General features: G+C 44.7%; 8 protein-coding genes. All 8 read left to right on the top strand.

Going from position 1 to position 14747, the window contains the following annotated elements:
• Nucleotides 1-107 precede the first annotated feature (107 nt).
• Nucleotides 108-1520 carry a glycoside hydrolase family 28 protein gene (locus DSM03_RS16730; RefSeq protein ID WP_128760124.1) on the top strand — a complete coding sequence of 471 codons (1413 nt, stop codon included), beginning with the start codon at nt 108-110 and terminating at the stop codon, nt 1518-1520.
• Nucleotides 1521-1522: 2 nt separating this feature from the next.
• Nucleotides 1523-3682, top strand: a complete 2160-nt coding sequence (locus DSM03_RS16725) for a sodium:solute symporter family protein (RefSeq protein ID WP_128760123.1) — start codon at nt 1523-1525, stop codon at nt 3680-3682.
• Between the two features lie 99 nt (nt 3683-3781).
• Nucleotides 3782-4645, top strand: a complete 864-nt coding sequence (locus DSM03_RS16720) for an inositol oxygenase family protein (protein WP_128760122.1) — start codon at nt 3782-3784, stop codon at nt 4643-4645.
• A gap of 23 nt (nt 4646-4668) precedes the next feature.
• Nucleotides 4669-6921, top strand: coding sequence for an alpha-N-acetylglucosaminidase (locus DSM03_RS16715; RefSeq protein WP_128760121.1), 2253 nt, complete (start codon nt 4669-4671; stop codon nt 6919-6921).
• A gap of 10 nt (nt 6922-6931) precedes the next feature.
• A complete protein-coding gene (locus DSM03_RS16710; RefSeq protein WP_128760120.1) occupies nt 6932-8062 on the top strand; it encodes an acyltransferase family protein in 1131 nt (376 codons plus the stop codon).
• Nucleotides 8063-8080: 18 nt separating this feature from the next.
• The gene (gene lacZ, locus DSM03_RS16705; RefSeq protein WP_128760119.1) at nt 8081-11182 is read left to right on the top strand and encodes a beta-galactosidase, LacZ type; all 3102 of its coding nucleotides are present in this window, start codon (nt 8081-8083) and stop codon (nt 11180-11182) included.
• Nucleotides 11183-11220: 38 nt separating this feature from the next.
• A complete protein-coding gene (locus tag DSM03_RS16700; protein WP_236638730.1) occupies nt 11221-13722 on the top strand; it encodes a glycoside hydrolase family 95 protein in 2502 nt (833 codons plus the stop codon).
• 19 nt (nt 13723-13741) lie between these two features.
• The coding region (nagB, locus tag DSM03_RS16695) for a glucosamine-6-phosphate deaminase (protein WP_128760118.1) at nt 13742-14747 on the top strand (1006 nt) is incomplete at its 3' end.

Here is a 14747-nt window from a genome sequence, read left to right as displayed (position 1 = left end):
TTGCAAATATTTGGTAAAACAACTAAAACTTAAAACATTCAAAAAGTAATTTTAACATATATTTTAAATATATTGCTATATTAAAATATGTCCTACATATAAAATTAATGAATATAACGAATATAAACGATTTTGGTGCCGTAAATGATGACTTTACGAATAATTCGTTGGCCATTCAAAAGGCCATAGATCATTGTGCCGATCTTGGTGGCGGAAAAGTTGTCATTCCGCCCGGTAAACCGTTCCTTTCGGGACCTTTTGACCTCAAATCAAATATTGAATTACATCTGGAGCAGGGTGCTGTGCTAAAAGCCTACCCTGACGAAGATGTTTATACTAAAAGCGCCTTCAGAAAAAATCTGGGAGAAGGCACCATCTGGATAGGTGGAGAAAATCTCAGCCAGATTTCATTTACAGGCGGTGGCACTATAGATGGTAATGGCATCTTTTTCATGGGTGATGAGCTACACGACTCCTATGAGCTCAAGCCTTTTGAGACGATAGATCCCAGACCGCACATTCTAACCCTGGTATCTTGTAAAAACGTAAAGATGCACGGCATTACCGTAAGTAATGCTGCTTACTGGGCGCTGCATTTTATAGGTTGCTATGATGTTTCAATCGCAAACATTTCAATCTATAATGATATCAAAGTACGCAACAGCGACGGTATTGATCTCGATCATTGCCAAAATGTACGCATCAGCAATTGCCATATCGAATCAGGTGACGATTGTATCTGCCTCAAAAACAGAAGGGAATATGAAGAATTGGGTCCCTGCAAAAATATCGTCATTTCAAACTGTACATTGATCAGCACTTCCTGTGCGATTAAAATTGGCTCCGAAAATATGGATGCCATTAGCCACGTTACCTTTAACAACTGCATCATTACCGGCAGTTGCAGAGGTATAGGTATTCAAAACCGGGACGAGGGCACCGTGTCAGACATTATTTTCTCTAACATCATGGTAGAATGCAAGCAGTTTTCTGACGTTTGGTGGGGAATGGCAGAGCCTATTTACATTACAGCCTATCCCCGCGCCTCACACAATCACAAAGATGCAGGCTGGAGGTTAAAACCCGGAGCTAAAGAAGCCGGTATTGGTAAAGTTTCTAACATCACCTTCGCAAACATCAGATGCAAAAGTGAAAACGGTATTTTTCTGGGAGCGGCATCAACAGATCTTCTGGATAATATTCGTTTTAACGATATTGACCTGGAGGTTTCAAAAACCACCGAATACCCTGGGGGTTATTACGACTGCAGACCCTGCAAAGACGATGACTTTATAGGCGAGCAGACCGCAGGTTTTTATATGGTAAACGCCAGTAATGTGTACATTTCAAACACCACGGTAAATTGGGGAGCCCAAAGACCTGATTATTATGGAAACGCACTTTACGCAGAAAATATAACCCCGCTGGTTCTTGATAATTTTAATGGAACGGCGGCCTTTGAACATTTGGAAAGCATTGTTAAAAAAGGAAAAACTCAACTCGAAAAAATCGCAAACTGATTATGGTTTTAGGCTTGTCATATCTGGATATTGTAGTTTTGGTGCTGTACTTCGGCGTCATTGTGTATATCGGTATACGATCTAGCCTGAAGATTAAAAAGGAGGAAGATTATTTTCTGGGCGGCAGACAGTTTGGAAAACTTTTTTCAACATTTGCCAGTTTTGGGCAGGCAACCTCAGCAGACGGTCCGGCAGGTGTAGCAACAACAACCTTCAAGAACGGCGCCAGCGGAATCTGGAGTTCGCTTTTAATGCTTTTTGCCACTCCTTTATTTTGGATCACAGCTCCGTGGTTACGACGGCTGCGCATCACGACAATGGGTGATTTTTACGAGCAACGTTACGCTTCGCGAAAAATGGCCGCAACTTATGCTCTTGTGGGCACCATCGGGATGATGGGCTTGCTCTCTGTAGGGTATAAAGCGGTTACCACAACCGCAATGGCTATGACCGGAAAGCCGGATACCGCACTGACTGTGACTGAAAAAGTCGAAAAAGAAAAAGCAGACCGCCTTTTTGAATTATCTAACGAAAACTTCACCTACCTCTCGCAAGCTGAGAAACAGGAATTAGCCGAACTCAGACAGGAAAATCCGCGGGCGTTATTCAGTTATTTTTCTGAAGATGTACTTATCTGGACCATCTGTTTCATCGTTCTGTTTTACACCGCAATGGGAGGACTCGAAGCTGCTTTTTACACTGATTTGCTTCAGGGTATTTTTATCATTTTGCTTTCTATAATTCTCATTCCTTTTGCCTGGTCGGCAATTAATGAGCAATTTGGCGGCAGCGGAATGATGGATGCGCTTTCGAATCTGCACGAGCAATTGCCCGAAAGTACTTTTGAAATTTTTGGTTCGCCTGCAACCTTAGATTTTACCTGGTATTTCATAGTTATGGCCGCGTTAGTATCTGGGATGACAGTTGTCGCGCAGCCTAATCAACTCGTAACTGCGGGAGCCGCAAAAAGTGAAGACGCCGCGCGTACGGGCTTTGTGACCGGTACGTTTATGAAGCGTATTGTGACCATCTTGTGGGGAATGGTGGGCCTTTGTGCCATATTGCTTTATGGCGGTAAAATCATGAACTCCGATTTCGTTTGGGGTCACGCCACCACACAACTATTAGCACCTCTGGGATTGGGCCTTGTAGGGCTGATGCTTGCCAGTTTGATGGCCGCTTTAATGTCTACAGCAGACTGCCTGATGATTACCGTGTCCGGGTTGGTGGTTAACAATTTTTACAAATACTTTTTTCCGGAAAAATCTGCCAGGCATTACATCTGGGCCGCACGTATTTCGGGAGCTATATTCCTAATTGGGGCGGCAATCATTACGACTCAATTTGACACGATTTTACAGATATTAAAGTTCATCTGGGAGTTTTTTGTGGTCTTTGTAGCCGCCTTCTGGCTGGGCTTAAAATGGCGAAGAGCAAACCGAATTGCCGCGTGGAGTTCGATTCTGCTCACCTTTACCTTGTTTTATCTAATTCCGACGCTGTTACCTAATATTTTTCCGGCGATGCGTACCGATGAAAGCCTTACGAAGCTTACCGATTCCCGTATTGTAACCCGAAATTATGAGGTAAAGGAAGTCGATCTGGATAACCGCATACACGATATCGCGCAATGGGAAAAGCTTCCGCAAAGCGAAAAAGAACAGATCAGTAAACCTGAAGAACTTGCGCTGGGCGGTACAAATGCTGTGGATTATGCCATGCCGCGACAGGCTATATTTTGGTCTAAAGGGGTTACGACCGAGAAAGACGGTACCTCCTACAGCCGCGGTTATATTTATCTTGAATTGTACCTGCTGGACAGTTTGGGGTGGGATCTTTCAAAAAACCCATATGCCTTAAACGAAACCATAAGACTGGGAATTCGACTGTTATTCCCATTCTTGGTGCTGTTTCTTATCGCTTTAGCAACTAAACCGGATTCAGATAAACATTTAGCTGAATTTTACCGTAAAATGCGTACCCGCGCAGTAGACAATAGCATTCTGAAGAATCAGCCCACCACCGAAAAACTTTTATTCCCAAACAGCAATTGGGAAATCTATACCTGGAATAAAAAAGACCGTACCGGCTTCTTGCTGGCCTGTCTCATTGTTATACTCATTATTGGATTACTTTACCTGATGGTTTCCCTCGGGTCTTAAATGCTTTGACTGATGAAACCCGCATAGCGGGAATTGAATTGGCCACATGTGCCTCTAAAATGAAGAATTAAAAGAACTGTTTAACCTGAATTTATATTTATGAAAGATAGCAATCAAAACGCGCAACCGCTTGGCAGTCTTGATGAATGGGAAGATGATGTGGTACGTCGTTATCCTGAAGAGGCTCCTAAAGCCAAGGAAGAATTTCGCAATTACGAGGCTCCTGCCCGCGACACGGTAAAAGAATTTTACCGCATCAATCACATCAATCAGACCTATGATTTTGTGCTTGAAAAGAAAAAAGACTTTCTGCAGTTTAACCGCCGGGAGATGTCACTTTGGGATGCCGTTGAGTTTCTAAATACCCTCGTTGACGATTCTGACCCGGATATTGATCTGGATCAAACCCAGCACTTGCTACAAACTTCTGAAGCGATACGTGCAGACGGACATTCAGACTGGTTTGTGTTAACGGGGTTTTTGCACGATTTAGGCAAAGTACTTTGTCTTTTTGGCGAACCCCAATGGGCCGTTGTTGGAGACACATTCCCTGTAGGTTGTGCCTTTTCAGACAAAATCGTGTACCCGGAATTCTTTAAACAGAACCCCGATTACAAAAATGAAGAACTAAATACCAAATTTGGTGTATACAGTCCGTATTGCGGATTGGATAAAGTACATATGTCCTGGGGTCACGATGAATATCTTTATCATATTTTAAAAGACTACCTCCCCGATCCTGCCCTGTATATGATACGGTATCATTCGTTTTATTCGCAACACCGCGAAGGAGCTTACGATCACCTGATGAGTGCTCACGATCACGAGATGTTTAAATGGGTAGAAAAATTCAATCCGTACGATTTGTACTCCAAGGCTCCTACCCCACCAAACGTAAAAGAACTGCGTCCCTATTATGAGGATTTGGCTGCCAAATTCTTACCGGACACCCTGAAATTTTAGATCATTTTTTAGTAATACCTGTTATGATTCTCAAACTTAATTATTCATCATTCGTGCAGCTTGCAAGTTGCCTGCTACTTATTTTCGGCCTGAATTCCTGTCAAAAGGAAACCAAACAAGCGCCTGCAGCAGAAGCTCCCTACCAAGGCCTGCTGAATCGGGTTGTTCCCGAATATGCAGAGGAGTTTATCATCGATTCGCTGCCCGGTGCCGGCGATCAGGCTTTTGAAATTGCAGCTCAGGATGGTAAAATCAGTTTGAGAGGAAACAATGGGGTCGCTATCGCCTCGGCGCTGTATTACTACATCAAAGAGTATGCGCACGGGCAGATCACTTGGAATGGTACCAACCTCAACTTCCCGGAATCACTGCCCTTGCCCGAGCAACCGGTGCGCAAAGAATCACCATACGAATATCGCTATTACCTCAACTATTGCACGTTCAACTACTCGATGAGCTGGTGGGATTGGGAGCGCTGGGAAAAGGAAATCGACTGGATGGCGCTTCACGGCATCAATATGCCTCTGGCTATTACCGGCGAAGAATACATCTGGGGCGAAGTTTACAAATCCTACGGCTTTACCGATGAAGACCTTAAGGATTTCTTCAGCGGCCCGTCGTATTTCTCGTGGTTTTGGATGGGAAATCTGGACGGTTGGGGCGGTCCGCTTCCGCAAAGCTGGAAAGAAAGCCACCGCGACCTGCAAAAAAAGATTTTAAAGCGTTCGCGCGAATTGGGGATGAAACCCGTGCTTCCGGCATTTACGGGACATGTGCCTGCCTCCTTTAAAAAATTCTTCCCTGATGCCGATCTTAAAAAGACCAACTGGGGCAATGATTTTGGAGACACCTATATCCTTGATGCAGAAGATCCGCTTTTCGCAGAAATTGGAAAACGCTTTTTAGAAAAACAGGAGGAAGTTTTTGGTACAGATCACTTCTACACGGCAGATACGTTTAATGAGAATGAGCCGCCCTCGGACGATCCTAAATATTTGGGGGAGTTGAGCGAAAAGATTTTTGAAGGAATGAAAGCCGCAGATCCCAAAGCAACCTGGGTGATGCAGGGTTGGTTGTTTTACAGTCATAAAGACTTTTGGAAAACGCCGCAAATCAAAGGCTTGCTCAGCACAGTGCCTGATGATCGTATGATCATTCTCGATCTGGCCACCGAAATCGAACCCGTCTGGAAGCAGACCGAAGCTTTCTACGGCAAACAATGGATCTGGAATATGCTGCACAATTTTGGCGGAAACATCAGTATGTTTGGCCGTATCGAGACCGTTGCCGAACAGCCGGCACTGGCCTTAAACGACAGCACTTCGGGAAATTTAAAAGGTATTGGTCTTACGATGGAAGCCATTGAACAAAACCCGGTGCTTTACGAGTTGATGACCGATAATACCTGGCGGGATACGCCTATCGAACTCAAGTCCTGGCTAAAGAACTATACCCGCAACCGCTATGGTGCGGTAAACGACAGCATTCTTGAAGCCTGGGATATCTTGGTAGCAACCGCCTATAACGGTACTACCATACGTGACGGTGCCGAGTCTATCATCGCAGCACGACCTACTTTTGAAGGGTACCGCCGCTGGGCACGTACTAAGATGAATTACGATCCGCTTGATTTGCTACCTGCCTGGGACCTGTTTATTGGCGCCAGTGATACGTTTAAAAATTCAGATGGTTTTGAATACGACCTGGTAGACCTTAGCCGTCAGGTGCTTGCCAACTATGCCCTACCGGTGCAACAGCAAATGCGTATCGCTTATGAAAACAACGACAAAGAAGCCTTTAAAAAACACAGCGACGAACTCCTGACACTCATTAGTGATCTGGACAAACTACTCGCTACACGCAATGATTTTCTGCTTGGACCCTGGATCGCAGATGCCCGAAGTTGGGGCATCACTCCTGAAGAAAAAGCGCTTTACGAGCGTAATGCCCGCGACCTCATCACCCTTTGGGGAGGCCCTGATAATCCGTTGCACGAATACTCCTGTCGCCAATGGAGCGGTGTAATGGATGATTTTTACAAACCACGCTGGCAACAATTTATTACCGATGTTGAAGCAAGCTGGGGGAATTTTGATCAGGAGGCTTTTGATGAAAAAATCAAAAAATGGGAATGGAAATGGGTTAATAAAGAAGAATCCTACCCTACCGAACCCAGCGGCAATGCCTTTGAAATCGCAAAAGAGCTTCACGCTAAATACCGAAGCAAAATTGCTCCGATCACCCAGATTATGCCACCTATTGACTATAACTATTAAAAACCAGCCTATGACTGTAAAAACTTCAGAACGCTTTTTATCGCTCGACGTATTTAGAGGGCTTACCATCGCCCTGATGATCCTGGTAAACACTCCGGGCACCGGTGCAGCTATGTATCCATATCTGGTGCACGCACAATGGTTTGGGTTTACGCTGGCAGATTTAGTTTTTCCGTCCTTTCTGTTTGCGGTGGGTAATGCCATGAGCTTCTCGATGCGTCGCTTTCAGGAAGCTGCACCCGCAGACTTTTGGAAAAAAGTACTTAAACGTACTGCCATCATCTTCCTGCTGGGATTCCTGATGTACTGGTTTCCCTTTTTTGAATTCAATGACGGGCAACTGCAATTATCTCCATTTTCAGAAACCCGAGTAATGGGCGTTTTACAGCGTATTGCGCTGTGTTACTTTTTTGGTGCGGTGATGGTACGGTATTTTTCAGTCAGGGCGATTTTTATTTCTTGTGTGGTGATCCTACTCGCTTACTGGGGAATTCTATATGCCTTTGGCGAACCAGGAGGCGAACTCGAGATGGCGACCAATGCAGCGGCACAATTTGACTATGCTATTTTGGGCGAAGGCCACATCTATAAAAAAGATGCTATTCCCTTTGACCCAGAAGGTATCCTGAGCACGCTGCCCAGTATTGTAAACGTTCTTGCCGGTTACCTTGCCGGTGTATTTATCAGACGAAAAGGCAAATCTTATGAGACCATTGCCAAGCTGATGCTGGCCGGTTTTCTCGTTTTTGCCCTTGCAGAATGGTGGGCGCTTATTTTTCCGCTTTCTAAAAAGTTATGGACGAGTCCATTTGCGATGTTAACCATAGGCCTTAACCTGTCTATGCTGGCAGCACTCATCTTTGCGGTAGAACTGAAAAACATCAAATTTGGCACAAATTTCTTCAACGTCTTTGGCAAAAATCCTCTGGTGATTTATCTCTTTTCCGAACTGTTTTACATCACGCTGCGCCTGATTCCAGTAAATGAAAATCAGGATGCTTTTGAATGGGTAAGTGAAGTAATTTTTCAACGCATATTCCCGGGTTCCTTTGGAGTGCTGATGACGGCTATTGTCTTTATGCTTCTGTGCTGGGCACTGGGCTACTGGATGGACAAAAAGAAAATCTACGTCAAAATATAAGTATTGAAAATTGAATTCATGAAAATTACCGCATCCCTATATTTCATCTTATTTACTTGCTTTGCAAGTCTTGCCCAGGAGGTCAACGAATGGGAAAACCCGCTGATGTACGAGCGCAATAAACTGGAGCCACATACCGATTTTATCGCGTATACTAACAAAACGGATGCACGTGTCGATATTTTTTCAACTTCTCCCTATTACCAATCGCTAAACGGTACCTGGAAGTTCAATTTTGTCAAAAAACCGGAAGATCGTCCGCAGGATTTCTACGAAACGAATTTTGATGATTCAAACTGGGAAAGCATAAGCGTGCCTTCTAATTGGGAGTTGGAAGGTTTTGGAATTCCCATTTACACGAATATCGATTATCCCTTTCCTAAAAATCCACCTTTTGTAGATAATAATTACAACCCGGTGGGCACGTACCGCCGCAACTTTGAAATCCCGGAAACCTGGAATGATAAAGAAGTGATTCTGAACCTTTCCTCGGTATCGGGCTATGCGCGCGTTTTCGTAAACGGAAAAGAAGCCGGAATGACCAAAGTCGCCAAATCCCCTTCTGAATTTGATATCACGCCCCTACTCGTAAAAGGGAAAAATCAACTCGCCATTCAGGTATTTAGATGGCACGATGGCAGTTACCTGGAAGATCAGGATTTCTGGCGCTTAAGCGGTCTGGAGCAGGATGTATTTTTATACGCCTTGCCCAAAACCAGTATCTGGGATTTCTTCCTCAAAGCAGGTCTGGAAAACAACTACAAAGACGGTGTTTTTGATGCTTCAGTAGCCTTGAGAAATTTTGATAACGCCGCCCAATCGGGTTCGTTACAACTTGAGATCATTCCTACCAATACTTCCAAGGCTGTTTATTCTGCTACTAAAAAATTTACCACTGTCGGTACTCCTGTAAACTTTCAGACCACAATCAAAAACGTGGAAACCTGGAGTGCCGAAACGCCCAACCTATACGATGTGGTATTGACCTTAAGAGACGCTGCAGGAAAAACCGTGATGCTCACTTCAGAACAGATCGGTTTTAGGGAAATCGAACTTAAAAACGCGCAATTGCTGGTCAACGGAATGCCGGTTTTGATCAAAGGCGTAAACCTACACATTCACGATGATGTAAAAGGCCACGTGCCTTCGCGCGAGGTGATGCTCAAAGACCTGAAACTGATGAAGCAAAACAACATCAACGCTGTACGCACAAGCCATTATCCACAAAATCCGCTTTGGTACAAACTCTGTGATCAATACGGGATGTATCTGGTAGATGAGGCAAATATTGAATCTCACGGGATGGGCGCCAACGTCCACGCGGTTAAAAATAAAGACCGACACCCGGCCTACCAACCCGAATGGTTTCCGTCTCAAATGGACCGCATTCAACGGCTGGTAGAGCGGGATAAAAACCATCCTTCGGTGATTATCTGGTCGCTGGGTAACGAGTGTGGCAACGGGATTTTCTTTCCGCAGGCTTACGACTGGGTTAAAGAACGCGATACCACGAGGCTGGTGCAGTTTGAGCAGTCCAATGAAGAACGCAATACCGATGTGGTTTGCCCGATGTATCCTACCATCGATTATATGCGTGAGTACGCCACTGCAACCGATAAGTACCGACCCTATATTATGTGCGAATATGCACACGCGATGGGCAACAGCACCGGCAATTTCACAGAGTACTGGGACATTATCAGAAGTAGCGACCAGATGCAGGGCGGCTTTATCTGGGACTGGGTAGATCAAGGAATTAAAACCGAAGACGATATGGGCACCCATTGGGCGTATGGTGGCGATTTGGGCGGACTAAATTTTCAAAATGATGAAAATTTTTGTGCCAATGGCCTGGTTTCTTCAAACCGAACTCCGCATCCGGCCCTGGAAGAGGTTAAAATGGTGTACCAAAATGTACAGTTTGACTTTGATAAAGATTCGAAAAAGCTTTCGGTGTTTAATGAATTTGACTTTACCAATCTGAAGGAGTATCAGTTTAAATGGGAGTTGCTTCAGGACGGAAAAGTCATTCAAACCGAAGATTTCTCGATAGCTGCAGCTCCACACACATCAGGATCAGCAAAAATCAAATTGCCCAAACTGGATGCTGATGCGGAATATTTGCTGAATGTTAACGCGTTTACCAAAACCGCTACCGCTCTGGTACCCGTCGGTCACGAGATCGCAAAAGCCCAGTTTTCGCTTACCGAACCGATTTTCGCTACCACAAAAACCAATCAAAATCTGAAAGTCGAAACTGAAGGCAATCAGCTCGTTTTTGATTCAGGTTCCATTCACGGAACGTTTGATCTTAAAACCGGAATGTTTAAATCATATACCAATGGCGAAGTAACACTGGAAGGGCTGCCCCAGCCCTATTTTTGGCGCGCTCCTACCGATAATGATTTTGGGAACAAAATGCCCGAAGAACTGAACATCTGGCGCAGTGCACACAATAATATAACGGTTCAGGATGTAAAAGTTGGTAAGCAAAACGAAGCTGGCTTGCCTATTACAGTCACCTGTCATTTGAACGATATTGACCTGCCGTATACGATTGCGTATCTCATCCAAAATGACGGAAGCATTCGTGTGACGGCCAGGCTTGATCTCAAGGCTAAAAAATTGCCTGAGCTCCCCCGTTTTGGGATGCGTATGCAGTTACCGGCCGGTTTTGATAATCTGGAATATTACGGGCGCGGACCGGAAGAAAACTATGCAGACCGTAATTCGGCTGCTTTTATCGGAATTTACAAGGCGCAGGTAGACAGCCTGAAGATGCCATACATTCGCCCACAAGAATACGGTTATCATACCGATACGCGCTGGCTAAAACTTTCCGATGCCAGCGGAAACGGTATTGAAGTCGAGGGATTGCAACCGCTATCGTTTAGTGCGCTTCCCATCAAAACCGAAGCGCTGGATCCCGGTGAAACCAAAAAGAACCAGCATCCAACAAACCTGCGTTACCGTGATGAAACCACCTTGCATATTGATTTGGCACAACGCGGTTTGGGCGGTGATACCAGTTGGGGTGCTTATCCGCATCCGCAATACCAGTTAACCCAAGACGGCTACTCCTACAGCTATATGCTTAAACTAATCAAACCTGAATTATAATTTAAAAGGATGGCATCCTTTACTTTAAAAACCGATTGATGAAAAAAATGTTCTTCCGTAGTTCTTCGTTGCTTCTTCTGGTGCTCTTTGCACTGCTTTCCTGTACCAATGAAGAAAATTCAGATCCTGAAACCGCTCAGGCTGAATTGCCAGAATTGTGGTACGATGCCCCTGCACGCGAGTGGGTTGAGGCCCTGCCGCTAGGAAATGGTAAAATAGGTGCGATGGTTTTTGGGCGCGTAAGTGACGAATTGATTCAGCTAAATGAAAGTTCGCTGTACAGCGGCGGCCCGGTTCCACAAAGTATCAACCCCGATGCGGCTTCCTATTTGCAACCCCTGCGCGAGGCGATTTTTGACAAAGACTATGCACAGGCGACGCTTTTGGCTAAAAAAATGCAGGGCTATTATACCCAATCCTATATGCCGATGGGTGATTTATTACTGCATCAGGAACTTAAAAATGATTCGGTAAACGCCTATAAACGTACCTTGAATATAGAACATGCGATCACAACGACTTTTTTTGAGTCTGATGGTGTGAACTATACCCGGGAGTTTTTCACTTCTGCTCCTAATAATGTTTTGGTCATGAAACTGACTGCAGATGCAGCTCAAGCTCTAAACCTGCATCTTTCCGCAGAAAGCCAATTGCGCGCTGAAGTTTCGGTGACCGAAAATCAGGAATTGGTGGTAAGCGGCAAGGCCCCGGCAAACGTAAATCCCAATTACTACAATCCCGAAGGTGTAGAACCCATTACTTACGACGACCCTGAAGGATGCAACGGCATGCGTTTTCAATACCGAATCAAAGTGTTGAAAACAGATGGCAAACTAACCACTCAGGATACTAGTCTCGCGATCGCTGATGCTTCAGAAGTGGTTATTTTACTTACCGCAGCAACCAGTTTTAACGGTTTTGACAAATGCCCGGACAAAGACGGACTTGACGAAGCCAGATTGGCTAGCGAATTTATGCAGGCGGCTTCGGCCAAGTCGTTTGAGCAGTTAAAATCAGATCACATTGCAGATTTTTCGACTTATATGCAACGGGTCGCGCTTGATTTAGGCAAAACTTCAGATGATCAATTGAATAAACCTACCGATACACGTTTAAAAGATTATTCAGAAGGTGCAAACGATCCCGAGTTGGAAGCTTTGTATTTTCAGTACGGCAGGTATTTGCTCGTGTCTTCTTCCAGACCCGGTGCCATTGCGGCCAACCTACAAGGGATTTGGAATAAAGAAATGCGCCCGCCCTGGAGTTCTAATTACACCACAAACATCAATGCCGAAATGAATTACTGGCCCGCGGAAACCACCAATCTGAGTGAGATGCATCAGCCCTTTTTAGCCTATATCCAAAACGCTTCGGTTACCGGAAGCCGTGTAGCTAAAGAGTTTTACAACGCACCCGGCTGGGTATTACATCACAATTCAGACATCTGGGCAACGGCAAATCCGGTTGGAGATCGCGGTGACGGCGACCCGTTATGGGCCAATTGGTATATGGGCGGTAACTGGCTTACGTTGCACTTGTGGGAGCATTATGCCTTTACTCAGGATCAAGACTATCTCGCTAAAGTATACCCGGTGATGAAAGAAGCAGCCGTTTTTACGCTGGATTGGTTGGTAGAACACGATGGCAAATTAACTACCGCTCCTTCCACCTCTCCTGAAAACTTATTTCTGGTAGACGGCAAAGGATATGCAGTTACCGAAGGTGCGACAATGGATATCGCCATCATTCGCGAACTCTTTAGCAACACCATTAAAGCTTCTGAAATTTTAGGAAAAGATGCAGACTTTAGACAAGAACTTAGCGCAGCTCAGGACCGTTTGATTCCATATCAAATAGGTGCTAAAGGCCAGTTGCAGGAATGGAATCTGGATTTTGAAGAAGAAGACCCGCATCATCGTCATGTTTCGCATTTATTTGGACTACATCCGGGTAATTCCATCTCACCGCTTACCACTCCGGAATTAGCAAAAGCTACGGAAAAGACATTTGAACTGCGTGGTGATGAAGGAACCGGTTGGAGTAAAGCCTGGAAAATCAATTTTGCTGCACGTTTACTGGATGGCGATCACGCCTATAAAATGATTCGCGAATTGATGTTTTATGTAGACCCGTACTCTAAAGAACATAAAGGTGGTACCTACCCCAATTTATTTGACGCGCATCCCCCATTTCAAATTGACGGGAATTTTGGAGCGACTGCCGGCATAGCCGAAATGCTGTTGCAAAGCCATCTGGGCGAATTGCACCTGCTCCCTGCCCTACCTGATGCCTGGGCTGACGGTGAGGTAAATGGATTAAAAGCCCGTGGGAATTTTGAAGTAGACATAAAATGGTTACAGGGAAGACTTCAATATGCTAAGATAAAAACAAACAATACCGGAAAAATCACCTTGCGCACGCAAATACCTGTTGAAGCGGATACCAAAATTTTCGAGTCAAAAGCAGAGGGCGACTATTTTCTTACTACTTTTTCAGTAGAAGCAGACCAGACGTACCAGATAACAACCAAAAACAACTAATCTAAGTTTTTTATTAATTATGAAAACAACTTCAGAAGATAGCAAACAAATCACCTACGAACCCGCAGGTAAGTTTGAAGAGACCCGTTTTGAGAAGATACACAACATCAGTTTTGAACAATCAACACAGGCTTCGGCTATTGTAGCTCAGGAAATCGCTGATTTGATCTGCAGTAAAGAAGCTGCTGGTGAAAAATGCGTTTTGGGACTGGCCACAGGCTCTTCCCCTATTAATGTGTATGCAGAGCTGGTACGTATGCATAAGGAAGAAGGATTAAGTTTTAAAAATGTGATCACCTTTAATCTGGATGAATATTGGCCAATGGATAAGTCTGACGTGCAGAGTTACCATTATTTTATGCACGAGCATTTATTCAATCACGTGGATATTCCGGCTGATCAGGTAAACATCCCTGACGGGACGATAGATCAGGAAGAGATCAAACCGTTTTGTATCGCTTACGAAGCCAAAATTAAAGCTGCCGGCGGACTTGATTTTCAGCTGTTGGGAATCGGTCGTACCGGTCACATTGGTTTTAATGAACCGGGTTCACACTTCAATTCCGGTACCCGTATGATTACTCTGGATTACCTGACCCGCGCCGATGCAGCGGGATCATTTAGAGGGCTCTCTAATGTGCCTAAAAAAGCGATCACGATGGGGATCAATACGGTGTTGAACGCCAAACGCATTGTGCTTTTAGGATGGGGTCAAAACAAAGCCGAAATTTTAAAAGAGACTATTGAAGGAGAGATATCTTCAATAGTTCCTGCAACTTATTTACAGGAGCATGAGAATACCACCTTTGTACTTGACGATGCAGCCGCATCTGAGCTTACACGTGTTAAAACACCCTGGCTGGTAGGTACCTGTGACTGGACCAAAGAATTGACTGCAAAGGCTGTTTTCTGGTTGTGCGAAAAGACCAGTAAGACCATTTTGAGCCTTACCGATAAAGATTATAATGACCACGGAATGTCTGACCTGCTTGCCTTGCAAGGTTCAGCTTACAATCTCAATATTG

Origin of the sequence: Leeuwenhoekiella aestuarii (assembly GCF_004104055.1) — a bacterium.
GTDB lineage: Bacteria > Bacteroidota > Bacteroidia > Flavobacteriales > Flavobacteriaceae > Leeuwenhoekiella > Leeuwenhoekiella aestuarii.
This window is presented reverse-complemented; position numbering and strand designations above follow the sequence as displayed.